Raw genomic sequence first — 21,221 nt, forward strand, 5'->3', positions numbered from 1 at the left:
GGCCGGGCCGGTTTGATGCTACCCGCGCGGCGTGAGATCCTTCCTGAAATCGGCTTTCGCGCAGGCGTTTTTGGCCCGGATTCTGGCCTGGTACATCCAGGCCGTCCTGCGGCTGCAATTCGGCTTCAGGCTGGATGGCGCGGAGAATTTGCGGCTGCTGGCGGGCGATGCGCCGATGATCGCGGCTTTCTGGCATGAATCCCTGCCGAGCATGCCGGTTCTGTTGCGCGTGGCCCGCCAGGCGGGCATGACCCGCCCCGCCGTGGTGCTGGCCAGCCGCCACCGTGATGGCCAGCTCATCGGCAATATCATGCGTGCCCTGGGTCTGGGGCTGGTGTCCGGCTCCAGCTCCAAGGGCGGCGTGGCGAGCATGCAGGAGCTGGTGCGCATGATCAAAGGCGGGGCCCATGTGGCGCTCACGCCGGATGGCCCGCGCGGCCCCGCGCGGCGCGCGGCGGCGGGCGTGGCCGCTTTGGCCGGTCTCACGGGCGCGCATATCCTGCCTTGCGGCGCGGCGACGAGCCGCTTCATCACGCTGCGGCGAAGCTGGGACAATATGCGGATTCCCTTGCCCTTCGGCCGGCTGGTGCTGGTGTGCGGCGCGCCCGTGGCGGTCCCGCGTGAGGAGTGGCGGGCGGCCCTGCCCAGCATCGAGGCGGCGCTGGAGGCGGCGCGCATGCGGGCCGCGCCATGATTCTCGGGCTGTATGCCGGGGCAACCCGGTTGGCGGTGCCTTATCTGCGCCGCATGCTCAGGCGCCGGGCCATGCGCGGCAAGGAGGTCGCGGCACGGCTGGGCGAGCGCGAGGGCATGACCGCCCTGGCGCGCCCCGCGGGGCGGCTGGTCTGGGTGCATGCGGCCAGCGTGGGAGAGACGATGTCCGCCTTGCCGCTGATCCGGCTGCTGGCGGCGCGCGGGCCGGTTTTGCTCACCACCGGCACCGTCACCTCCGCCCGGCTGGCGGCGGAGCGCTTGCCGCGAGGGGCCGTGCATCAATTCGCGCCGTTGGATGTGCCGGGCTGGGTGGCGCGGTTTCTCGACCATTGGCGCCCAGAGGCGGCGGTGTTCCTGGAAAGCGAGATCTGGCCAAACCTGTTGAGAGGGTGCGATGCGCGGGGCATCCGGCGGGTTCTGGTGAATGGCCGGCTCTCCGCCGCTTCCACCCGCCATTGGCGGCGCGCTCCGGACACGGCCCGGCGGCTTTTGGGTGGGTTCGCCGCCATCCATGCGCAATCCGCCGGAGATGCCGCGAATTTCCGCGCGCTGGGCGCGGCCCAGGTGCTGGAATGGGGCAATCTGAAATTCTTCGCATCGCCGCTGCCTTGCGATGAAACGGCCCTGGCCGCGCTGCGGGCCGCGCTGCCCGGCCCGGTCTGGCTGGCGGCCAGCACCCATCCGGGAGAGGAGGCGCTGGTTCATGCCGCGCATCGGGCATTGGCGGCGATATTTCCCGGCCTGGTGACGATTCTGGCGCCGCGCCACCCTGAACGCGGCGCGGAGGTGGCGGCCTTATGCGCGTCGGCCCCCCGCCGCGCCCTGGGTCAGGCGCCGTTGCCGGGGCAAGTCTATGTGGCGGATACGCTGGGCGAGCTGGGGTTGTTTTTCCGGCTGGCGCCTTTTGCCTTCATCGGCAATTCCCTGGCCGGGTTCGGGGGGCATAACATTGTCGAGCCCGCCTTGCTGGCCCGGCCGGTCATTTGTGGACCGCATCTGGAGAATTTTCAGGAGGCCGCCGCCCGGCTGCGCGCCGCCCAGGCATTGCGGGAGGTGCGGGACGAAGCCGGGCTTGCCGCCGCCGCGCGGGGCTGGCTGGCCGAGCCCGAACAGGCGCGGCTGGCGGGCCAGCGTGCCGCCGAGGCGTTCGCGGATGCCAAACGATTGCCTGAACGGCTCGCAGGCCTCATCTTGGGGGGCGTGTGATGAAATCCCCGGCATTCTGGACCCGGCGCGGCCCCGCCGCGCATCTGTTGCGCCCCTTTGGGCTGGTTACCCGCCTCGCCACCGCCAGGCGGGTGGGCCGCCCTGGGCTGTCGGTTGGCATCAAGACCATCTGCATCGGCAATGTGGGCGTGGGCGGGGCGGGTAAAACCCTGGTGGCGTTGGATGTTCTGGCGCGGCTGCCGGGGCGCCCCTTCGCGCTCACGCGCGGCTATGGCGGCGCGCTGGCCGGACCGCTGCTGGTGGAGCATGGGCTGCACACCGCCCGGGAAGTGGGGGATGAAGCGCTTTTGCTGGCCGAGGCCGCGCCGACCGTGAAGGCGCGCGACCGCGCGGCGGGAGCAAGGCTGGCCCTGGCCGAGGGCGCCACCGCCATCGTGATGGATGACGGGTTGCAAAATCCGGCCTTGCGCAAGGATCTCTCCCTGCTGGTGATCGATGGCGGCTATGGCTTTGGCAATGGCCTGCTGCTGCCCGCCGGGCCGTTGCGTGAGCCGGTGGGCAGCGCCGCGCGCCGCTGCGACGCGGCGGTGCTGATCGGCGCGGACGAAACCGGCGCGTTGGCGCGGTTGCCGCCCGGCCTGCCGGTGCTGCGCGCCAATCTGGTTCCCGATTGCGCGGAACCGCTGGGCCGCTGCCCGGTGATCGCCTTCGCCGGGATCGGCCGGCCGGAAAAATTCTTCCGCTCGGTGATTTCATTGGGGGCGGAGCTGGTGAGCCATCATGCCTATCCCGATCATCATGTCTATGCGGCGCGGGATGTCTCGGCCTTGCTGACGGAGGCCGCCAATAAGGGCGCGAAACTGGTGACCACGGCCAAGGATTTCGTGAAGCTGCCGCCGCATCTGCGCGCCGTGTGCCTGGTGGTGCAGGCGCACCTGGCCTGGGAGGATGAAGCCGCGCTGGAGATGCTGCTAAACATATGAGCGGCCCTGAAAAATCTTACGCCCGCCGGGCCGAGGCGTTGCTGGTCCGGGCCCTGGTCCGGCTGCTCAGGCTGCTGCCTGTCACGGCGGCCTCGCGCCTGGGCGGCGCGGTGGCGGGCGGCGTCGGCCCGCTATTGCCGGTCTCGCGCAAGGTGGGGGAGGCGAATTTGCGCCTCGCCATGCCGGAGCTTTCAGCCCCGGAGCGTGCCAGGATCATCCGCCAGGTCTGGGTCAATCTCGGCCAGAGCATCGCCGAGCTGGTGCGGCTGCGGGACATGCGCGAGGTTGCGGCGGGCAGCAACGAACCTGGCTACGTGCTGGAAGGCTGGGCGGAGCATGTGGCGCCGCGCCTGCTTCCCGGCCAGCCGGCTTTGTTTTTCACCGGCCATCTCGGCAATTGGGAAATCATGCCGGTGATCGCCGAAAAACACAGGGTGAATTTCGGTTTCATGTACCGTGCCGCTTCCAACCGGGCGGTGGACGATATTCTGAGGCGGCTGCGCGACGACGGGTACGACCACCCGGTGCGGATGTTTCCCAAGGGCGCGCCCGGCGCGCGGGCGGCTTATGCGCATCTGCGCGCGGGCGGTGCGTTGGGGCTGCTGGTGGATCAGAAACTGGATACCGGAATCGCCGTGCCGTTTTTCGGCAAGACCGCGATGACGATGGATGCCCTGGCCAGTTTCGCGTTGAAGCTGCGCTGCCCGGTGTTTCCCATTCATGTCATCCGCGTGGGGCCGGCGAGGCTGCGCGTGATCTGCGAGGCGCCCATTCCCCTGCCGGATGGCGGTGACAGACAGGCCGACGGCCTCGTCCTCACCCAGGCGATGAACCATATTCTGGAAGGCTGGATCAGGCGGCATCCCGGCGACTGGCTCTGGCTGCACCGGCGCTGGCCCAAGGGCACAGGCTAGAACAACCTCCTTCCGGATGGCTTTATCCGGCCGGATAAAGCGGCTTGCCGGGACAATGACCCAGAGCCTTCCCCACGGGCCAATGCGGAAGGAAAAGCTCTAGCGCCAGACGATTTGCAGCTCTTCGCGGAAGGCAAAGCGCAGCAGATGCCTGTCCACCACCTCCTTCAACCGGTCCAGATCCTCCGGGGAGCCGGCATTGACGATAATGGAGAGCTTTTGCGCATCCGCATCCAGCGTGCACAGGCCGCTCATGAAGCTTACCTCGCCCTGGCTGTTGTCCGGCTCGCGCGCGGCCGGCAGCTTATGCGAGAAATGGCTGACAAACTGGCCCAGATAACGCTGGGCCGAGTTGGTGGGAATGATCGCGGTGGCGTTCATGAACCAGTCTCCTGTTTTGCTGGTGGATGATGCGGGCATGATCAAAGCTCCTCGATCTTGTGGACGAGATCGTCGATCATGGCGGTGGCCTTGCGCATCGTCTCGGCATCGTTGCCGCGATTGCCGAGCTTCATGCGCAGCGCCATCTTGAGATTCTCCATCGCCCGCCTGACCGGCATGATGGCATCGCGCGAGGGGCCGGCGGAGAGCCGCGCCAGCATGATGTCCAGCGCGGGTTTGGCGGGGGCCAGGGCTTCCCGCCCGGCATCGGTGATGCTGAACAGGCGCTTGCTGCCCTCGGTGGCGGCGACAACCTGGCCAAGCTCTTCGAGCATGGTCAGCGTCGGGTAGATGACGCCGGGGCTGGGGGCATAGGCGCCGCCGGTCATCTCCTCGATGGCCTTGATCAGTTCATAGCCGTGGCGCGGCGCTTCGCTGATCAGGTGCAGAACGAGCGTGCGCAGATCGCCTTGCTCCAGCAGCCGGCCGCCGCCACGGCGCCCGAAACCACGTTCCATCCGCATGAAGCGGCGCTCCTGGCGCGGGCCCTCGCCGCACATGAATTGCATATGATGTCTGGATCTCATGACGAGACGTATCCTTTCCTTGGTTTAGATAATGTTAGATATATCTAAACACAGTCGAAAGTCAAGACGCTTTCACCTTTCACGCTTGGTAGATCATTTTTCGTGTCATCCCGCCGTCGGCGATGATCTCCGCGCCAGTGATGAACTCGGCCTTGGGGCTGAGGAGATAGGCGGCCAGTTCCGCGATGTCCTGGGTTCTGCCGACACGCCCCGCCGGATGCTGGGTGCCATCCTCGGCACGGATGGGTTCGTGACCGGTATCGATCCAGCCCGGGGAGATGCAGTTTACCCGCACATCCGGCCCCAGGCTGATGGCCAGCGCATGGGTCAGCGCCAGCAGCCCGCCCTTGGAGGCGGCATAGGCTTCCGTGTCGGGCTCGGACATATGGGCGCGGCTGGAAGCGATGGTCACCACGGCTCCCCTCGCGGCGCGCAGCATTTTGGCGCCGGCGCGCACCAGCAGAAAGGCGCTGGTGAGGTTGGTGGCCAGTACGCTGTTCCATTCCTCGGGCGTCAAATCCTCCAAGGGCTTGCGGATCATCGTTCCGGCATTGCAGACAATGCCGTCCAGCCGTTCCTCGATGGTTTCGATGCCGGTGATCAGGCTGGCGACCTGGGCGGGGTCGGAAACGTCGCAATTCACGGCACGGGCCTTGCCGCCGGCGGGCTTGACCTTGTCGGCCACGACCGTGCGGTGGCCATTCTGCGCCAGGCAATCGGCGATCTTTGCCCCGATGCCCCGCGCGCCGCCGCTGATCAGATATACGCCCATGTCCCGCTTCTCCTGCTCTGTGTCCGCCGCGCTTGAATCTCTGCCCGCGCGCGGGTGCCTTCAAGCCGTCTGGTATTTCACAAAGTAAAGAAACGCTGCGGGCGGCTTTGTGGCCGGAATATGAAAAAACCGGCCAGAAGGGCCGGTTTTTGTTGGAAACAAGGCGTTTATTCGGCCGCGTTTCGCTCCACGGTACTTTTTAGCTGCCCGCAAGCGGCCAGAATGTCGCGCCCGCGCGGTGTGCGGATGGGCGAGGCATAGCCCGCTTTCATCACGATGGCGGCGAATTTTTTCAGCGCTTCCGGCGTGGAGGGTTCATAGGCGGACCCAGGCCAGGGATTGAAGGGGATCAGATTCACCTTGGCGGGCAGCCCGGCGATCAGGCGCACCAGCTCCCGCGCCTCGGCCTCGGAATCATTGACGCCCTTCAACATGACATATTCAAACGTGATGCGCCGCGCATTGCTGGCGCCGGGATAGCGCCGGCAGGCCGCGATCAGCTCCTCGATCGGGTATTTGCGGTTCAGCGGCACCAGCTCGTCGCGCAGATCGTCGCGCACCGCATGCAGCGAGACGGCGAGGTTGACCCCCAGCTCCGCCCCGGCCCGGTCCATCATCGGCACCACGCCGGAGGTGGAAAGGGTGATCCGCCGGCGTGAGAGCGCGATGCCCTCGCCATCCATGACGATTCTCATGGCCTTTGCGACATTCTCGTAATTATAAAGCGGTTCGCCCATGCCCATCAGCACGATGGTGGAGAGCAGGCGCGGCGTTTCACCCTTTGGGGAGGGCCATTCGCCATAGGCGTCGCGCGCGGCCATGAACTGGCCGACGATTTCCGCCGCCGAAAGGTTGCGCGCCAGCCGTTGCGTGCCGGTATGGCAAAAGCGGCAGGAGAGGGTGCAGCCCACCTGGGAGGAGAGGCACACCGCGCCGCGATCTTCCTGCTTGTCGGGGATATAGACCGTCTCCACCGCCTCATGATCGCGAAAGCGGAACAGGAATTTACGTGTCTCATCCTTGGAAAGCTGGTCCGTCGCCACGTCCGGCCGGCCTATGACGAAGTGCTGCGCCAGTTTTTCCTGCAAGGGCCTGGCGATGTTGGACATGGCGGAAAAATCCCGCGCGCCCTGATGGTAGATCCAGTGCCAGAGCTGTTTGGCGCGGAACGGTTTCTCGCCGAAGGCGTCCATCTCCGCCAGCAGCTCCTCGCGCGACAGCCCGACCAGATCGCGCCGCCCATCGGGCAGCACATAAGGCGGCGGCGAAAAATGCGCCGCCTTGGCCAGAATGCGCTCGCGCTCGGCGGCGGTCAGGTCGGGGGTTACGAGCATGCGCCGGAAATGGCCTTATACGCGGCGGAGAAGCCGGCCAGGGAGAATTTATCCGTCACATTGGCCTTGCCGGTCGGCGCCGGGCCGGTGGCCACGGCGATATTCCCGGCCTGGAACGCCGGTATGGCGGATTTGCCGGACACGGTGAAGGCGACGTTCTTTTGCGTATAGAAATCGAAATCCTTGTTGCCGACGGTTAGTTTTACCTTGGCGTCCTTCGGATAGTCATAGCCTGAGGTGATGGACACCTCATCATGCGAGCTCTTGCGGTTTGTCACGGTGAGCATCACCTTGCCACGGGATTTCAGGCTGGGGGTTGAGCTTTGCGCGATGGTGAAGGCATAGCAGATTTTCGAAGCGCCGCTGCCATAGGTCGCGGCGGTCCAGTCCCCATATTTGCCCCCGTTGGGGCCGAGCGGGCTGGGGCCCGCGGCCAGGGCAAAGGTGGGAACCAGGGCGAGGATCGTGGTTGCGAGCAGAGATTTCATGCTCCGCACCATAAACCACCCGTCCGGAGCATCCAAGTAATGGAGTATGTTCGATGAGTATCCATGTGTTTCCCGCGCCAGCGCGGATTGTCGCGCCGGTGGCGCAAGAGGCTGGCACGTTTCCGGTGCGGCGGCTCTTCTGCGTGGGGCGCAATTACGCCGCTCATGCGCGCGAGATGGGCGCTGACCCGGAGCGCGAGCCGCCTTTTTTCTTCACCAAACCGGCGGACGCGCTGGTGACAAGCGGAGCGGACACGCCCTATCCGCCCATGACGGAGAATTTGCATCACGAGATCGAGCTGGTGGTGGCCATCGGCAAGGGGGGGGCTGCCATTCCCGAGGCCACGGCGCTGGCGCATGTCTATGGCTACGCGGTGGGGCTCGACCTCACCCGGCGTGACCTGCAGGAGGAGGCCAAGGCCATGCGCCGCCCATGGGACATGGCGAAGGGCTTCGATGCGTCCGCCCCCCTCGGCGACATCCAGCCCGCCGCGCGGATCGGCCATCCGGCCAAGGGCCGGATCACGCTGAAGGTGAATGGCCAATTGCGTCAGGATGGCGATCTGGCGGATCAGATCTGGCGGGTACCGGAAATCATCGCCTGCCTGTCCCGGCTGGTGGCGCTGGCGCCTGGAGATTTGATTTTCACAGGCACGCCGGAAGGGGTTGGCCCGTTGCGCCGTGGCGATGTGCTGGAAGGCGCCATCGCGGGCGTCGGATCGTTACAGACAAAAATCGTTTAGCTTCGCCCCGGCCCCCTCTCATATATCTTTGGGGCCTGGTCCGTTTGGGTAAAAAAGAACCAGGCTCCGGGAGGGAAAACCTCCAGGAGCCTGAAGTTTTCTAAAAATTTCAATTTGTTTCAATAAATTCTTAAATCCATTCCTAAGGATGCGCCGGGGCAAGGCGGAAGAGCAAATTCAGCGCCGCGCCGAGCAGAAAGCCGACCAGCGTTCCATTCACCCGGATATATTGCAGGTCCTTGCCCACGCGCAGTTCCAGCTTCTCGGTCACCGTCTTCGCATCCCAGGCGCCGATCACATGGCCGATGAATTTGGCTCCCTCCGCCTGGGCGCTGGGCAGCAGCCGCAGCACCGCGCCCTGGGCGGCGTTGTTGAGCTTGGCTTGCGCCGCCTGGTCCTGACCAAGAACATCCGCCAGATTGGCCAAGGCGGCTTCGATCACCGCCACGGAGCGGCCCTGCGGGCTGGCGGCGTCCATCTCCAGCGCCCGGCGCATGCGCGCCCATACATCCCAGATCCAGGCTTGCACGGTTTCATGCGCCAGCACGCCTTTCAGGGCCTGGCCAAGCTCGGCGGCCCGCGCGGGGTCGCTTTCCAGCTTGGCGATCTCGGCGCGGATCCATTCATCGAAGGCATCGCGGATTTCCGAGGAATCAGGGCCGATCTTGTCCAGCTCCGCATTCACGGCCGAAAGCACGCGCTTGGCGATGGTGGCACCCACCGCCCAGCCGACCAGCTTGCCGCCATGCTCGGCCACCCGCTCCTTGATCGCATCGCGCAGATTTTCCTCCCGCGCGGCCAGCGTCTCCTTCACCTGGGCCAGGATGAAGGAAAACATCTCCTGATGCTTGCCGCCTTCCACCAGCCCGGCCAAGGCGCGGGCCACCACCACCCCCGCCGCCCGCCCACCGATCAGCTTGGGCAACAGCTTGTTGAGCAGCCGCCGGGCCCGCCCATCCTCTATGGTGGCAAGCAGCTTGGGCAGCATTCCGGCCAGGGCCTCGGCCAGCGGCCGCGCCGCCGCCGGGTCGGTGAGGAACCGGCGCAGAATCGCGGCGGCATCGAGATTGCCGAGCAATTTGCGAATATCGGCTTCCGTGAACACATGGTTGGCGACAAACCGGCCCAGCGCATCGCCCAGGCGCTGTTTTTGCGCGGGCAGGATGGCGGTATGCGGAATCGGCAGGCCAAGCGGATGGCGGAACAAGGCGGTAACGGCGAACCAGTCCGCCACGCCGCCGATGAACCCGGCCTTTGCCGCATCGCGCAGCAGATCGGACCAGGAGGAGGCGGGCAGCCAGTAACTGCCCAGCGCCAGGGCGGCCATCAGCACAAGCAGGGCCGATGCGAACAGCTTGTGGCGGCGGAAATTGGCGCGCAGGGCGGAATCGGGATCTTGCGGCGGGGCCATGCGGCTAGATTACCCGCCCTGGTGGGTTAGTCGACTCACGCGCGGGCGGGTTAGTCCTGCCCAAGCCCGGTGCCGGGGGACAATGGCGGCTGGTTTTCGAGTTGCGGCTCATAGCCCAGCTCGCCCCGTTGAAGAGGCGCGCCCGTTTTCGGGTCGATCTGCTGGTTGCCCCTGAAACAGGCGAACCCCTCCGACCAGCCGCCGACGGAGACGCATTGATCGTCCGGGCTCATGGCAAGGCCGGAGCCCGTGTTCACCTGCACGCCATTGCGCCGGCAATCGGAGTTGGAGCCGATTCCACCGACCGCGGCGCAGGCCGGGCTCTCATCCGGGCCGGACAGGCCATTCGGCGCGATGGATTGCGCCAGGGCCGCCCCCGCCCATGCGGTCAACATGCAGGCCAGCCATGCGATGCGTTTGGCCATGAAGCGCTCCCTAGCCATTGGCGTGTCCAGAATTGCCGGATTCCCCGGTCAGGACAACGGGCCATACACGGTTTTTGTTGCAATGACAGAAGGCTGAAGCGCATAATTTCCCTATCGGGAAGAAAGCGAGACATTCAGACACCGTCCAAGACGCCATCGCAAGATGGAGGCGCGGAGCAATGATTATAAATAATTATGAAGGATACTATGAATATGCCAGGACGAAGCGGGCGGCATGCCCCGCACGGGTTGAGCCGTTCCCGCTCGAATGGCGTGGTGCTGCCCGTGCTGCTGGCGGTCATTTGCGTGGCGCTGGTGCTGGGCGTGTTATGGGCGGGCTACACGTTCGGCTGAACGGATGATTGCCCAAACCCCGCCCCATCGGCCATGATGCGGGCATGGGGTTTCTTGTCGAGCCGGTTCCGCCGCGCGGCGCCGCGATTGAAGTCATGCGGGGGGTCAGCCGGATTGTCGCCGATAATCCAGGCGTGATGACCTATCATGGAACCAACAGCTATCTGGTGGAAGCCGCCGCCGGGCTGGCGGTGATTGATCCCGGGCCGGAGGATGAGGCGCATGTGCGCGACCTTCTCGCCGCCGCCGGGGCGCGCCCCGTCACGCTGATTCTGTTGACCCACACCCATGCGGACCATTTCGGCGCCTTGCCGGCCCTGGCGGCGGCCACGGGCGCGCCGGTGGCCGCTTTCAAGAGCCCGGCCAAGGCAGGCTTCAAACCCGATATCGAATTGGCGGATGGCGATGCGGTGCACGGCTTCACGGCGGTGCACACACCGGGCCATGCGGCGGATCATCTATGCTTCGCGCATCATGCGCGCGATGGCCGCAAGGCCCTGTTCAGCGGGGATCATGTGATGTCCTGGTCCTCTTCCATCGTCAGCCCGCCGGAGGGGGACATGGGCGATTATTACCGCTCGCTGGAGGCGCTTCTGCGGCGCGACGACGATGTGTTCCTGCCGGGCCATGGCCCGTTGCTGGCGCAGCCGCGCCAGCTCACGGCGGAGCTGCTGGCGCACAGGCAGCGGCGTGAGCGCGCCGTGCTGGCGGCGTTGGCCGAGCGGGATTGGAGTGTGGCGGGGCTGGCCGCGAAGCTTTATGGCAAGGCGGATTTGTTCCTGAAAGCCGCGGCGCAGCGCAATGTCCTGGCGCATCTGCTGAAGCTCAAGCAGGAAGGCACGGTGGGCGAGCTTGAGCCGGAAGCCCAGACACATCCGGACAATCTGGCCCTGGCCGCCATGGCCGAGCATAACAAGGCTTGGCGCGGGCGTGTCTCGGGCTTGCGGGCGGATGGCGTGCGGCGCTTCGGGCTGCGGGCCCGGGCGGCTTCATCGCATTAAAGCCCCGCCCCTGAAATCCGAAGGGTCGCAGATTCAGGATAGTAAAGCGCCATTCCGGTCAGATGCCATCTGAACCGGATGAACGTCTTCACATGCTTGTCTCGGTTTTGGCGGGCCGGGCCGCCAGCCACGCCGCCAACCCGTCCACCGCCAGCGGCGGGGACAATAAAAATCCCTGGCCATGGCTGACGCCTTGGTCGCGCATCTGGCAGAGCTGCGCGGGGGTTTCGATGCCCTCGGCCACAATATCCTGTCCGTTGGCCGTGGCGCGGCGGGTGATCTCGCGGATAAAGGCCTGCGAGTCCGGGCTTTCATCCAGGATCACGGAACGGTCCAGCTTCACCGCGCCGAGGGATGTCTGCATCAACGCGCTCAGAAGCGGCGTGGTGGGCACAATATCGTCGAGAGCCAGCAGATACCCGGCCCGGCGCAGCCCGGCGATACCCGCCGCCGCCAGTTCCAGGTCGCGCACCGGCTCGGTCTCCGTCAGTTCGAATCGCAAATGTTCCACGGGCAGGCCGTGCTTGGCGCGCAATGTCTCGATCCAGTCCGGCGTGTCTGGGTTCAGCAGCAGGTTGAGCGGGAGATTGAAAGCCAATGTCAGGCGGTGGGCGGCAAGGCCGTGCAGGCGATATTCCGACAAAGCGAGATCCATGATCGCGCTGGTCAGGCGCAAAGCCTGGTCGGCGCTGCCCATGGCCGCCACGATGGTTTGCGGGCCCAGCAAATGCCCGTTATCGGCGGTGGTTCTGGCCAGAACCTCCACATGGCACAACGCGCCATCGTCCAGGCGGACGATGGGTTGATAATGCAGACATAGCGTGGCGGCGAGTTCCGATGCGGGCGCCTTCATGTGCATTGTCTAAATTGCCGCGATTTGTTCCAAAATCTCACAAGCCTTGGTGTAACAGCTTTGTTTGGAGGATGCGACAGAAAAATCAGCCTGTTAGCGATAAGATCACCGCGCGCGGCAAACCCGTTTCATGGTTTTACGCTTTCTTTTCATTTGGTTTTTTCGGCGCGGCGGCGGAACGGCGCAGGCGGTGCTCGCCCAGGAAGAGCAGGATGGGGGCCGCGATGAAGATGGAGGAGGAGGTGCCGACCACGATGCCGAACAACATGATCCAGGCAAAGCCGGAGAGTGCTGAGCCGCCGAACAAGGCGAGCGGCAAGGCGGCCAGGAACACGGTGCCGGAGGTGCCGAGCGTACGGTTCAACGTCTCGTTGATCGAAAGGTCGATCAACTCGCGCAAATTCATGGTTTTGTATTTGCGGAGATTTTCCCGGACCCGGTCATAGACCACCACCTTGTCGTTGGTCGAATAGCCGATGATGGTGAGAATCGCCGCGATGGTCACCAGATCGAACGGGATGCGGGTAATGACCATGAACCCGATGGCCTTGGTGGTGTCCAGGAGCAGCGTGGCCACCGCGCCGACGGCGAACTGCCATTCAAACCGGAACCAGATATAGATCAGGATCATCAGGAAGGAGAGGCCGAGCGCCTCCAGGCCCTGTACGAAAAGCTGGTCCGATACCGAGGCGCCGACAGCCTGGGTGGATTGGATCTTGGCGCCGGGGGCGGCCTTGCTCAGCGCCTCCTGCACCTTGCCGATGGCGGTCTGGGTGGCGGCGGCGCTGTCCCGGCTTTCCAGGCTGATCCGCACCTGATTACCCTGGCTGCCCACCGATTGCAGCGCCGCGTCGTTGAGCCCCGCACCGGCCAGTGCCGCGCGCAGGGCCGGAAAATCCGCCTTTTGCGGGGTCTGAACCTGTAGGACCACGCCACCCCTGAAATCCAGCCCCATGTTCAGGCCGGGATGGAAGAACAGGACGATCGATGTCACGGACAGGATCGCGGAGACGATGAGCCCCGCGAAACGGCCATTCATGAAACGGATTTTCGTTCCGTCCGGGACGAAGCGGAATGCCGGTTTATAAAACATGATCGCTCCTAGACGGGCAGAGAGGCGGGACGGCGCGCGGCATACCAGCGCGAGGTGATGAGGCGCACCAGCACCGTGGCGGTGAACATGGTGGTGATGATGCCGGCACAGATGGTAACGGCGAAGCCCCGCACCGGCGGCGAGCCGAAGGTGAACAAGGTGATATGCGCCAGCAGCGTGGTCACGTTGGAGTCGATGATGGTGCCATAGGCGCGCTTATAACCGGCCTCCAGGGCGGCCAGCGGCTTGCGGCCGTTCTTCACCTCCTCGCGCACACGCTCATTGATCAGGATGTTCGCATCCACCGCCATGCCTAGCGTCAGCAGGATGCCAGCCATGCCGGGCAGGGTGAGCGTGGCGCCCATCGCCGAGAGGATGGCCAGCATCAGCACGAGATTGGCGATCAGCGCGATATTCGCGAACCAGCCGAACAACCCGTAGAACAGCGCCATGAAGAACAGCACCAGCAGGAAGCCGACGGCGAGCGAAATGGCGCCGGCGCGGATGGCGTCCGCCCCGAGCTCTGGCCCCACGCTCTGTTCTTCCACGATGTTCAAGGGGGCTGGCAGGGCGCCCGCGCGCAGCAGCAACGCCAGGTCGGTGGCCGATTGGGCGGTGAAATTGCCGGAGATCTGACCCGACCCGCCGGTGATCGGCTCGCGGATGACCGGCGCCTCGATGATCTTGCCATCCAGCACGATGGCGAAGAGCTTGCCGACATTCTCGGTCGTGGTGTCGGCGAACTCGCGGGCGCCGACGGCATTGAGCGTGAAATTCACCACCCATTGGCCGGTTTGCGGGTCGGTGCTGGCCTGGGCGTTTTGCAGGCTGGCGCCATCCACGGCCACATTGGTCAGCACCGCGAGTTTCTGCCGCGGGTCGTTGGACATTGGCAGCCACTCATCGCCCAGAGGGGCGGGCTGACCGGGTACGGCGGAGGAATCGACCATCTGAAAGGTCATATGCGCGGTGGTGCCGATCAGTTTCTTCACATGCTCGGGGTCCGAGATGCCGGGAAGCTGAACCACGATCTGGTCGGAACCCTGGCGCTGGATGACGGGGTTCAGCACACCGGAGCCGTCGATACGGCGCTGGATGATGGTGATCGCCTGATCCACCGCCTGGGTGTCGCGCTGGGTCTGCGTCTGAGTGGGAATGGAAAGGGCGATGGAGCCGTCCGGCTGTTGCGCCACGGCCAGACTCGGGGTGGGGGAGTTGGGTTGATAGGTGATCAGCCCCCGCAGCGCCTTCAGGGCCTGGTCGGCCTGGCCATCCAGCGGTGTCAGCGTCACCTTATGGGTGGTCAGATCCGCGTGCAGGTCCTTGTAGCCGAGCCCGGCCTTGATGAGCGTCTGCCGCGCTTGGCCGACCAGACTGTCCAGATCCTGCTTCTGGATGGCCTTGGTGTCGATCTGGAGCAGCAAATAGGAACCGCCCTTGAGGTCCAACCCCAGATGCACCTGACTCCAGGGCATGAAGCTGGGCCACCAGCCCGGCCTGGCCCAGAGATTGGGCAGGCTGAGCAATATCCCCAGCGCGCAGACGAGCAGGATACCGAAAGTCTTCGCACGGCTGAAATAAAGCAACACGGGCTCCGAAAAATGCCAAACCGCTTGCCGTATGGCGGGCCATGGCGTTGCGCGCAACCCCGGAGCGGAATAGAGCGCTAAAGACATGAGCGAGCGTTTGCAGGTGGGCTTGATCGGGGCGGGGCATTTTGGCCGCTACCATGCGTTGAAACTGGCGGGCGCGGCCCGTGCGCGGTTCATTGGGCTGGCGGATCCGAATCCGGCCCGCGCGAAGGAGGTCGCCTGGGAAGCGGGCTGCCCGGTGAAAACCGTGGAGGAGATCCTGGCCGGAGCCGATGCGGTGATCATTGCCGCCCCGGCGGAGTTTCATTACGAGCATGCGGCCCGGGCGCTGCGGGCGGGCAAGCATGTGCTGGTGGAAAAGCCCATCGCCGCGACCTTGGACCAGGCGGATGAGCTGATCGGGCTGGCGCGTCAGGCCGGAGTGGTGCTGCAAGTCGGGCATCTGGAGCGGTTTTCCGCCGCGCATGGGGCATTGTCCTCGCGCATGGGCCGCCCGCTTTATATCGAGGCGGTGCGCATTGCCCCCTTCAAGCCGCGCGGCACGGATGTTTCGGTCATTCTCGACCTGATGATCCACGATCTCGACCTGATCTTGACCTTGGCGGATTCCGAGGTGGTGAGCGTGGATGCGGTCGGCGCGCCCGTCGCCAGTGCCCTCGACGACATCGCCAATGCCCGCATCCGCTTCGCGAGCGGCGCCGTGGCGACGATCACGGCCAGCCGTATCTCCTTGAAGACCGAGCGCAAGATGCGGATCTTTTCCCAGACCGGTTATCTGACCGTGGATTTCTCCGCCCGGAAACTCACGCTGGTGGGGCGCGGCATCGGCACCAAGGTGCCGGGATTTCCGGAATTTGGCATCGAACAGGCGGGCTGGCAGGACCATGACGCGTTGTCGGCCGAGCACGAGGCGTTTTTCGCCGCCTGCCTGGATGGGGCGAAGGTGGTGGTGGACGGGCTGGCGGGTAAGCAGGCCCTGGCGGCGGCGCTGATGGTGAGCCGGTCGATCGCCGAAAGCCGGGCGATGGCCGAGGCGAGCGGGTTGATTCCGAAATTCGACTGACCGGGCAATATCCGGGTAACGAATTGTTGGATGCTCAGCGTCTGTTGTTCATTGAAAACGATTGACAAGATTTTGTTTTGAAGGCCCCTTCCTCACCGGGTGGAAGGGGGAGCGGTCAATCGGTCCTTGCCTTGGCGCCTTGCGATAGAGCTGGGGGAGGAAAGATGTCGGCTTCGGTTAGCAGTGCGGTCGTTGAGCTTTTGCGGGTCAATCCGCAATCGACCATGGAACGCTATAGATTCGTGGTCGAACCGGAAGTTTATACAATCGGCAAGACCGGTGGCCCATGCACCGTCACCTGCACTCAGCTCAATGATAATATTTACCGGCTGGGCGTGACCGCGACCTCGGGCGGCGACTGGTATTATCCATATATCACCTTTGGCGACAGCGTTGGCATCTGCGATGTGCCGGTGGGCCAGCCGGATGGAACGATTGTGCTGACCGGCGGCATGAATGGATGCTCGACGGTCGTGACGCGCCGCGAGAACAATATGTTCCGGTTTCATCATGACAAAAATTCCTGCAGCATCGCCAAGCTTCCCGCGGAAAGCATGAAGGGCGATATAGTCTGTAGAATTGGCTTCGCCGATTATGCCGGAGAGCCCACGGGGGCCTACCAGTTGCAGTTGACGACGCAACTCAGCCACCCCAGGAAGTTCGTAACTTTGTATGAGCATTATATTATCGCCGTGAAGCATGAGGGCAAATGGCTCATGATGAACAGCGCGGTGTTGCGGTCTCAGGGCATGGACCCGCAGAATTCAAAAACCATATTCATGGGCTACGATCCACCGGATGCGTCGCAGCTCATCACCTCATTCGACGATATTTGAGGATGCGGACTTTGGTTGCCCCCCGCATACATCACGGCTTCACCACAAAGAGATGAAACCCGCCTAACCGCAGGGGGTGCGCGCGGCGCCCTCGCGCAATGGCCCGTGCCCGCCCAGCCAGCCCGGGATAATCTCCCATCGCTCGCCTGAGGCCGGATTGTCTATCGCATTTTCGATTTCATGTGGATGTGTTCGCCATCCACGGAAAAATGCCCATAGCCCCGGTGATGCAGCATCGGGGCGTCCTTGAGCTTGGGGTTTTCCCAGGCCTTCACGCATTCCAGCACGAAGAGATTATAGCGGCTCACCATCTTCGCGTCCTTCACCCTGCATTCCAGATTCACGATCGCCTCGCCGATCAGCGGCGCCTCGACATGCGAGGCGGGCAGGGGGGTGAGGTCGAATGTGGCGAACTTGTCCGTGTCCCCACCCGTGCAATTGCCAATATCGGTAACGGTCTTGGCCAGTTCCGCGGGCGGCACGGCGAGCACGCATTGCTTGGTCTTCTTCAGCGCCGCGAAACTGTAATTGCCTTGCGCCACCACGCAGCCAATGAGCGGCGGCTCGAAATCCAGCATCATATGCCAGGACATGGTCATGACATTCGGCTTCGCCCCCGGGGCCTGGGTGGTCAGCAGAACCACCGGGCCGGGTTCGATGAATTGATAGACCTTTTCGAGCGGCAGGGTTTTCATCATGGCGGGCATGAATAAACCCCGCCCGTGAGGGCGGGGTTTGATCCTGGTCAAGCTGAGCCGCGCAATGTTGCGCGTCAGCCATGAGTTTCTCAGCCGAGCTGCTTTTTCACGGCCTCGTTCACCAGGGCCGGGTTGCCCTTGCCCTGCATGGCCTTCATCACCTGGCCGACGAAGAAGCCGAATAATTTCTCCTTGCCGGCCTTGTATTCGGCCACCTTGTCCTGGTTGTCCGCCAAAACCTTGGTCACGGCGGTGTCGATGGCCCCCGTGTCCGTCACCTGGCGCAGCCCCTTTTCCTCGACGATGGCGCCGGGCGCCTTGCCGGTTTCCACCATCGCCTCGAACACGTCCTTGGCGATGCGGCCATTGATGGTCTTGTCGGTGATGAGGTCCAGAAGCGCGCCGAGATCCTTGGCCGAAACGGGCGGGTTCTCGATGCTCTTGCCGGTGCGGTTCATGGCGGCGAAGAAATCGCCGGACATCCAGTTGGCGGTCAGCTTGCCGTCGCGTCCCTTGGCCACGGATTCATAAAAATCCGCCGTCGCCTGGTCGGCCACCAGCACGCCCGCATCGTAGAAGGGAATGGCGTATTCGGCGCAGAAGCGCGCGCGCTTTTCGTCCGGCAGTTCGGGCAGCCTGGCTTTCAGCCCATCCACCCAGTCCTGCTCCAGGATCAGCGGCAACAGGTCCGGCTCGGGGAAATAGCGGTAATCATGCGCGTCCTCCTTGGAGCGCATGGAGCGTGTTTCCCCCTTGGAGGGGTCGTAAAGCCGGGTTTCCTGCACCACCTCACCGCCGGATTCCCAGACCTCGATCTGGCGCAGCGCCTCGGCCTCCACCGCATGCATCACAAAGCGCACGGAATTGACGTTCTTGATCTCGCAGCGCGTGCGGAAAGCCTCGCCTGTCTTGCGCACGGACACGTTCACGTCCGCGCGCATGGAGCCTTCCTCCATATTGCCGTCGCAGGTGCCGAGATAGCGCACGATCTGGCGGATCTTGCGCAGATACGCCCCGGCCTCCTCGGGGGAGCGTATATCCGGCTCGGAGACGATTTCCATCAGCCCCACGCCCGCGCGGTTGAGATCGATGACCGATTTGCTCGGATGCTGGTCATGCATCGACTTGCCCGCATCCTGCTCCAGATGCAGCCTGGTGATGCCGATCTGCTTGATCGTGCCGTCCTGCAACTCGATCTCGACAGTGCCGGTGCCGACGATCGGGTGCGCGAACTGGCTGATCTGATAGCCTTGCGGCAGATCCGCGTAGAAATAATTCTTGCGGTCGAAGCGCGAGAACAGATTGATCCGCGCCTTCAGCCCCAACCCGGTGCGCACGGCCTGGGCCACGCATTCCTTGTTGATGACCGGCAGCATGCCGGGGAACCCGGCATCGATGAAGGACACATGCTCATTCGGCGCGCCGCCATAGGTGGCCGAGGCTCCGGAGAATAGCTTTGATTCGGAAATCACCTGGGCGTGCACTTCCAGCCCGACCACGACTTCCCAGGCGCCGGTGCGCCCTTCCAGCGTATAAGCCATTATTTCGCTCGCACTTCAGGCAGGGCCGAAAAGCCCGCCGCGTTTTCGATGGCGGCCGAGACCGCGAACACCGTTTCCTCGTCAAAATGCTTGCCGATGATTTGCAGGCCAAGCGGCAGCCCTTCGGCGGAGAGCCCGGCCGGCACGCTCATGGCGGGCACACCAGCCAGCGAGGCGGGCACGGTGAACACGTCGTTGAGATACATCGTCACCGGATCGTCCATCTTCTCTCCGTGCGCGAAGGCGGGAGAGGGCGCGGTGGGGGTGAGGATGGCGTCGACCGTGGAGAAGGCGTCGGTGAAATCCTTCAGGATCAAATTCCGCACCTTCTGCGCCTTCAGATAATAGGCATCGTAATAGCCATGGCTCAGCACATAGGTGCCGATCATGATGCGCCGCTTCACCTCGGCCCCGAACCCTTCGGCGCGGGTGCGTTCGTAAAGGTCGATGAGGTCCTCGCCATCCACGCGCTTGCCAAACCGCACGCCGTCATAGCGGGCGAGGTTGGAGGATGCCTCGGCCGGGGCGACGATATAATACACCGGCAGGCCGTATTTGGTGTGGGGGAGGGAGATGTCGATAATCTCCGCGCCCTGCGCCCTCAGCCATTCGATGCCCTTGTCCCACAGCGCCAGAATCTCGGGGTTGGTGCCCTCCAGCCGGTATTCGGCGGGAATGCCGATTTTCATGCCCTTCACGCCACGGTTCAGGGCGGCGGTGAAATCCGGCACCGCGCGCTCGGCGGAGGTGGAATCCTTCGCGTCGAACCCCGCCATGGCATTCAGCAGCAGGGCGTTGTCTTCCACATCGCGGGCCATCGGGCCGGGCTGGTCCAGCGAGGAGGCGAAGGCCACCACGCCCCAGCGCGAGCAGCGCCCATAGGTGGGCTTGATGCCGGCCAGGCCCGTGAAGGCGGCGGGCTGGCGGATGGAGCCGCCCGTATCCGTGCCCGTGGCGGCCAGGGCCATGCGCGCGGCCACGGCGGCGGCGGAGCCGCCGGAGGAGCCGCCCGGCACCAGCTTGGCGTCCGAGCCCTGGCGCTTCCAGGGATTCTCGACCGAGCCATGGAAGGAGGTGATGTTGGAGGAGCCCATGGCGAACTCGTCCAGATTGGCCTTGCCCAGCATCACCGCGCCCGCCGCCTTCAGCTTGGCCGAGACCGTGCTCTCATAAGGCGGGATGAAGGGCTCCAGGATTCTGCTGGCCGCCGTGGTGCGCACCCCCTCGGTGCAGAACAGATCCTTCATGGCGATGGGGATGCCGGTCAGCGGCGTGGCGCTGCCATCCGCGATACGGGCATCCGCCGCCTTGGCCTGCTCCAGCGCCAGCTCCGGCGTGGTGGTGATATAGGCGTTCAGGCGCGGATTCAGCGCCGCCACCGCCCCATTATAGGCCGTGGTCAGCTCCACGGCTGAAATGTCTTTCGCTTTCAGCGCCTTGGCGGCCCCGGCGACACTCAAATCAAAAATGCTCATTCCACCACTTTCGGCACGGCAAAGAAGTTTCCAATACGGTCCGGCGCGTTGGCCAGGATTTTCTCCGCCATATCCCCGTCGGTGAGCTTGTCCTCACGCTGGCGCAGCGCCATTTGCGCGCCGCCGGAGAGCGGCTCCACCCCCTCCACATTCACCTCGGCGAGTTGCTCCACATAGCCCAGAATGGCGTTCAGCTCGTTCTGGAGGGTGGAAACCTCTTCCTCATTCACCCTTATACGGGCCAGTTTCGCAATCCGGCGTACCGTTGCGGCGTCCAGCGACATACCCAAATCCCTTGGCTAAAAAATCCGGGCGGACCATACAGGCGGGCATGGCGCTCTACAACCTGCCCGAATTTTTGACCCATATTGCCCCCGGCGCGCGGCTCCTGGGGCTGGACCCCGGCTCCAAGCGGATCGGGGTGGCGCTCTCCGATGTGAACCGGAGCGTGGCCAGCCCCTACACCACGCTCACCCGCGCCAGGATGAAGCAGAACGCCGCCGAGCTGGCGGCCATCGTCGCGCGCGAGGGGGTTGGGGGGCTGATTGTCGGCCTGCCCTTGGATGACGGGCAGAAGCTGGGGCCGCGCGCCCAGGCGGCGCGGGACTGGGCGCACGGCATCGGTGAGGCCACGGGCCTGCCGGTGGCGATGGTGGATGAAAGCTATTCCACCGCCGAGACACATGAAAGACTGATCTCGGCGGGGGTGAGCCGCGCGCGCCGGGCCGAGATCGTGGACAAGCTGGCGGCGGCGGAAATATTGCAGCGGGCGCTGGACCAGATGCGCGCATGAAAA

Annotated in this window: 24 protein-coding genes; 10 read left to right on the forward strand and 14 right to left on the reverse strand. The window is 64.5% G+C overall.

Going from position 1 to position 21,221, the window contains the following annotated elements:
* The first annotated feature begins 31 nt into the window (after positions 1 to 31).
* From AB7D48_RS02915 to AB7D48_RS02930, 4 genes are read left to right on the forward strand one after another with little or no spacing between them, the layout of a single operon-like run.
* Complete coding sequence (locus AB7D48_RS02915) at positions 32 to 694, forward strand: lysophospholipid acyltransferase family protein (RefSeq protein WP_427975818.1); 663 nt, start codon at positions 32 to 34, stop codon at positions 692 to 694.
* Complete coding sequence (locus AB7D48_RS02920; RefSeq protein WP_427975819.1) at positions 691 to 1,920, forward strand: 3-deoxy-D-manno-octulosonic acid transferase; 1,230 nt, start codon at positions 691 to 693, stop codon at positions 1,918 to 1,920. Before AB7D48_RS02915 ends, AB7D48_RS02920 begins: the two co-directional genes overlap by 4 nt.
* Positions 1,920 to 2,864: a tetraacyldisaccharide 4'-kinase gene (gene lpxK / locus AB7D48_RS02925; RefSeq protein ID WP_427975820.1), complete on the forward strand. Its 945-nt coding sequence runs from the start codon at positions 1,920 to 1,922 to the stop codon at positions 2,862 to 2,864. The genes AB7D48_RS02920 and lpxK overlap by 1 nt, the downstream gene beginning before the upstream one ends.
* Positions 2,861 to 3,778 (forward strand): lysophospholipid acyltransferase family protein, encoded by a 918-nt coding sequence (locus tag AB7D48_RS02930; RefSeq protein WP_427975821.1) that lies wholly within the window; start codon positions 2,861 to 2,863, stop codon positions 3,776 to 3,778. The genes lpxK and AB7D48_RS02930 overlap by 4 nt, the downstream gene beginning before the upstream one ends.
* Positions 3,779 to 3,877: 99 nt before the next feature.
* Here AB7D48_RS02930 and AB7D48_RS02935 read toward each other — a convergent pair whose 3' ends face one another.
* The 5 genes from AB7D48_RS02935 to AB7D48_RS02955 all read right to left on the reverse strand — a co-directional run bounded on the left by AB7D48_RS02935 (position 3,878) and on the right by AB7D48_RS02955 (position 7,340).
* The gene (locus AB7D48_RS02935; RefSeq protein ID WP_427975822.1) at positions 3,878 to 4,198 is read right to left on the reverse strand and encodes a DUF2218 domain-containing protein; all 321 of its coding nucleotides are present in this window, start codon (positions 4,196 to 4,198) and stop codon (positions 3,878 to 3,880) included.
* A gap of 2 nt (positions 4,199 to 4,200) precedes the next feature.
* Positions 4,201 to 4,746, reverse strand: a complete 546-nt coding sequence (locus AB7D48_RS02940; RefSeq protein ID WP_427975823.1) for a PadR family transcriptional regulator — start codon at positions 4,744 to 4,746, stop codon at positions 4,201 to 4,203.
* A 79-nt stretch (positions 4,747 to 4,825) separates the two neighbouring features.
* The gene (locus tag AB7D48_RS02945; RefSeq protein ID WP_427975824.1) at positions 4,826 to 5,518 is read right to left on the reverse strand and encodes an SDR family oxidoreductase; all 693 of its coding nucleotides are present in this window, start codon (positions 5,516 to 5,518) and stop codon (positions 4,826 to 4,828) included.
* Between the two features lie 167 nt (positions 5,519 to 5,685).
* The gene (rlmN, locus tag AB7D48_RS02950) at positions 5,686 to 6,852 is read right to left on the reverse strand and encodes a 23S rRNA (adenine(2503)-C(2))-methyltransferase RlmN (RefSeq protein WP_427975825.1); all 1,167 of its coding nucleotides are present in this window, start codon (positions 6,850 to 6,852) and stop codon (positions 5,686 to 5,688) included.
* Positions 6,843 to 7,340 (reverse strand): invasion associated locus B family protein, encoded by a 498-nt coding sequence (locus AB7D48_RS02955; RefSeq protein WP_427975826.1) that lies wholly within the window; start codon positions 7,338 to 7,340, stop codon positions 6,843 to 6,845. Before AB7D48_RS02955 ends, rlmN begins: the two co-directional genes overlap by 10 nt.
* 53 nt (positions 7,341 to 7,393) lie before the next feature.
* Here AB7D48_RS02955 and AB7D48_RS02960 point away from each other — a divergent pair, with 53 nt between their 5' ends.
* Positions 7,394 to 8,083, forward strand: coding sequence for a fumarylacetoacetate hydrolase family protein (locus AB7D48_RS02960; protein WP_427975827.1), 690 nt, complete (start codon positions 7,394 to 7,396; stop codon positions 8,081 to 8,083).
* Positions 8,084 to 8,225: 142 nt separating this feature from the next.
* Here AB7D48_RS02960 and AB7D48_RS02965 read toward each other — a convergent pair whose 3' ends face one another.
* Positions 8,226 to 9,494 carry a DUF445 domain-containing protein gene (locus tag AB7D48_RS02965; RefSeq protein WP_427975828.1) on the reverse strand — a complete coding sequence of 423 codons (1,269 nt, stop codon included), beginning with the start codon at positions 9,492 to 9,494 and terminating at the stop codon, positions 8,226 to 8,228.
* 50 nt (positions 9,495 to 9,544) lie between these two features.
* Positions 9,545 to 9,919, reverse strand: coding sequence for a hypothetical protein (locus tag AB7D48_RS02970; RefSeq protein ID WP_427975829.1), 375 nt, complete (start codon positions 9,917 to 9,919; stop codon positions 9,545 to 9,547).
* A gap of 213 nt (positions 9,920 to 10,132) precedes the next feature.
* Here AB7D48_RS02970 and AB7D48_RS02975 point away from each other — a divergent pair, with 213 nt between their 5' ends.
* Positions 10,133 to 10,273, forward strand: coding sequence for a hypothetical protein (locus AB7D48_RS02975; RefSeq protein WP_427975830.1), 141 nt, complete (start codon positions 10,133 to 10,135; stop codon positions 10,271 to 10,273).
* 44 nt (positions 10,274 to 10,317) lie between these two features.
* Positions 10,318 to 11,274 carry an MBL fold metallo-hydrolase gene (locus tag AB7D48_RS02980; protein ID WP_427975831.1) on the forward strand — a complete coding sequence of 319 codons (957 nt, stop codon included), beginning with the start codon at positions 10,318 to 10,320 and terminating at the stop codon, positions 11,272 to 11,274.
* An 88-nt stretch (positions 11,275 to 11,362) separates the two neighbouring features.
* Here the strand turns inward: AB7D48_RS02980 and AB7D48_RS02985 are convergent, their stop codons facing one another.
* From AB7D48_RS02985 to secD, 3 genes are all read right to left on the reverse strand, one after another.
* Positions 11,363 to 12,127: an EAL domain-containing protein gene (locus AB7D48_RS02985; RefSeq protein WP_427975832.1), complete on the reverse strand. Its 765-nt coding sequence runs from the start codon at positions 12,125 to 12,127 to the stop codon at positions 11,363 to 11,365.
* A gap of 136 nt (positions 12,128 to 12,263) precedes the next feature.
* Positions 12,264 to 13,220 carry a protein translocase subunit SecF gene (secF, locus tag AB7D48_RS02990; protein ID WP_427975833.1) on the reverse strand — a complete coding sequence of 319 codons (957 nt, stop codon included), beginning with the start codon at positions 13,218 to 13,220 and terminating at the stop codon, positions 12,264 to 12,266.
* Positions 13,221 to 13,228: 8 nt separating this feature from the next.
* Positions 13,229 to 14,809, reverse strand: a complete 1,581-nt coding sequence (gene secD, locus AB7D48_RS02995) for a protein translocase subunit SecD (protein ID WP_427975834.1) — start codon at positions 14,807 to 14,809, stop codon at positions 13,229 to 13,231.
* Positions 14,810 to 14,894: 85 nt separating this feature from the next.
* On the opposite strand from secD, the gene AB7D48_RS03000 reads away from it, so the two are divergent.
* Both AB7D48_RS03000 and AB7D48_RS03005 read left to right on the forward strand, forming a co-directional pair.
* On the forward strand, positions 14,895 to 15,875 hold the full coding sequence (locus AB7D48_RS03000) for a Gfo/Idh/MocA family protein (RefSeq protein ID WP_427975835.1): 981 nt from the start codon (positions 14,895 to 14,897) through the stop codon (positions 15,873 to 15,875).
* Between the two features lie 164 nt (positions 15,876 to 16,039).
* Positions 16,040 to 16,711 carry a hypothetical protein gene (locus tag AB7D48_RS03005; protein ID WP_427975836.1) on the forward strand — a complete coding sequence of 224 codons (672 nt, stop codon included), beginning with the start codon at positions 16,040 to 16,042 and terminating at the stop codon, positions 16,709 to 16,711.
* 161 nt (positions 16,712 to 16,872) lie between these two features.
* On the opposite strand, the gene AB7D48_RS03010 is transcribed toward AB7D48_RS03005, so the two are convergent.
* From AB7D48_RS03010 to gatC, 4 genes are all read right to left on the reverse strand, one after another.
* Complete coding sequence (locus AB7D48_RS03010; protein WP_427975837.1) at positions 16,873 to 17,418, reverse strand: flavin reductase family protein; 546 nt, start codon at positions 17,416 to 17,418, stop codon at positions 16,873 to 16,875.
* An 80-nt stretch (positions 17,419 to 17,498) separates the two neighbouring features.
* Positions 17,499 to 18,950, reverse strand: coding sequence for an Asp-tRNA(Asn)/Glu-tRNA(Gln) amidotransferase subunit GatB (gatB, locus tag AB7D48_RS03015; RefSeq protein ID WP_427975838.1), 1,452 nt, complete (start codon positions 18,948 to 18,950; stop codon positions 17,499 to 17,501).
* Complete coding sequence (gatA, locus tag AB7D48_RS03020; RefSeq protein ID WP_427975839.1) at positions 18,950 to 20,425, reverse strand: Asp-tRNA(Asn)/Glu-tRNA(Gln) amidotransferase subunit GatA; 1,476 nt, start codon at positions 20,423 to 20,425, stop codon at positions 18,950 to 18,952. The genes gatB and gatA overlap by 1 nt, the downstream gene beginning before the upstream one ends.
* A complete protein-coding gene (gene gatC, locus AB7D48_RS03025; protein ID WP_427975840.1) occupies positions 20,422 to 20,709 on the reverse strand; it encodes an Asp-tRNA(Asn)/Glu-tRNA(Gln) amidotransferase subunit GatC in 288 nt (95 codons plus the stop codon). The genes gatA and gatC overlap by 4 nt, the downstream gene beginning before the upstream one ends.
* A gap of 47 nt (positions 20,710 to 20,756) precedes the next feature.
* Between gatC and ruvX the strand changes: the two genes are divergently transcribed.
* Entirely contained in the window at positions 20,757 to 21,218 is a 462-nt protein-coding gene (ruvX, locus tag AB7D48_RS03030; RefSeq protein WP_427975841.1) for a Holliday junction resolvase RuvX, read from the forward strand.
* Positions 21,219 to 21,221 lie beyond the last annotated feature (3 nt).

The sequence above is a fragment of the Acidocella sp. genome (genome assembly GCF_050253495.1).
Classification (GTDB): domain Bacteria; phylum Pseudomonadota; class Alphaproteobacteria; order Acetobacterales; family Acetobacteraceae; genus Acidocella.

Excerpts from the sequence above, each read along its gene's own strand:
- AB7D48_RS02920 (WP_427975819.1), top strand. The coding sequence starts at position 691 with ATGATTCTCGGGCTGTATGCCGGGGCAACCCGGTTGGCGGTGCCTTAT.
- lpxK (WP_427975820.1), top strand. The coding sequence starts at position 1,920 with ATGAAATCCCCGGCATTCTGGACCCGGCGCGGCCCCGCCGCGCATCTG.
- AB7D48_RS02930 (WP_427975821.1), top strand. The coding sequence starts at position 2,861 with ATGAGCGGCCCTGAAAAATCTTACGCCCGCCGGGCCGAGGCGTTGCTG.
- AB7D48_RS02935 (WP_427975822.1), bottom strand. The coding sequence starts at position 4,198 with ATGCCCGCATCATCCACCAGCAAAACAGGAGACTGGTTCATGAACGCC.
- AB7D48_RS02940 (WP_427975823.1), bottom strand. The coding sequence starts at position 4,746 with ATGAGATCCAGACATCATATGCAATTCATGTGCGGCGAGGGCCCGCGC.
- AB7D48_RS02945 (WP_427975824.1), bottom strand. The coding sequence starts at position 5,518 with ATGGGCGTATATCTGATCAGCGGCGGCGCGCGGGGCATCGGGGCAAAG.
- rlmN (WP_427975825.1), bottom strand. The coding sequence starts at position 6,852 with ATGCTCGTAACCCCCGACCTGACCGCCGCCGAGCGCGAGCGCATTCTG.
- AB7D48_RS02955 (WP_427975826.1), bottom strand. The coding sequence starts at position 7,340 with ATGAAATCTCTGCTCGCAACCACGATCCTCGCCCTGGTTCCCACCTTT.
- AB7D48_RS02960 (WP_427975827.1), top strand. The coding sequence starts at position 7,394 with ATGAGTATCCATGTGTTTCCCGCGCCAGCGCGGATTGTCGCGCCGGTG.
- AB7D48_RS02965 (WP_427975828.1), bottom strand. The coding sequence starts at position 9,494 with ATGGCCCCGCCGCAAGATCCCGATTCCGCCCTGCGCGCCAATTTCCGC.
- AB7D48_RS02970 (WP_427975829.1), bottom strand. The coding sequence starts at position 9,919 with ATGGCCAAACGCATCGCATGGCTGGCCTGCATGTTGACCGCATGGGCG.
- AB7D48_RS02975 (WP_427975830.1), top strand. The coding sequence starts at position 10,133 with ATGCCAGGACGAAGCGGGCGGCATGCCCCGCACGGGTTGAGCCGTTCC.
- AB7D48_RS02980 (WP_427975831.1), top strand. The coding sequence starts at position 10,318 with ATGGGGTTTCTTGTCGAGCCGGTTCCGCCGCGCGGCGCCGCGATTGAA.
- AB7D48_RS02985 (WP_427975832.1), bottom strand. The coding sequence starts at position 12,127 with ATGAAGGCGCCCGCATCGGAACTCGCCGCCACGCTATGTCTGCATTAT.
- secF (WP_427975833.1), bottom strand. The coding sequence starts at position 13,220 with ATGTTTTATAAACCGGCATTCCGCTTCGTCCCGGACGGAACGAAAATC.
- AB7D48_RS03000 (WP_427975835.1), top strand. The coding sequence starts at position 14,895 with ATGAGCGAGCGTTTGCAGGTGGGCTTGATCGGGGCGGGGCATTTTGGC.
- AB7D48_RS03005 (WP_427975836.1), top strand. The coding sequence starts at position 16,040 with ATGTCGGCTTCGGTTAGCAGTGCGGTCGTTGAGCTTTTGCGGGTCAAT.
- AB7D48_RS03010 (WP_427975837.1), bottom strand. The coding sequence starts at position 17,418 with ATGCCCGCCATGATGAAAACCCTGCCGCTCGAAAAGGTCTATCAATTC.
- gatB (WP_427975838.1), bottom strand. The coding sequence starts at position 18,950 with ATGGCTTATACGCTGGAAGGGCGCACCGGCGCCTGGGAAGTCGTGGTC.
- gatA (WP_427975839.1), bottom strand. The coding sequence starts at position 20,425 with ATGAGCATTTTTGATTTGAGTGTCGCCGGGGCCGCCAAGGCGCTGAAA.
- gatC (WP_427975840.1), bottom strand. The coding sequence starts at position 20,709 with ATGTCGCTGGACGCCGCAACGGTACGCCGGATTGCGAAACTGGCCCGT.
- ruvX (WP_427975841.1), top strand. The coding sequence starts at position 20,757 with ATGGCGCTCTACAACCTGCCCGAATTTTTGACCCATATTGCCCCCGGC.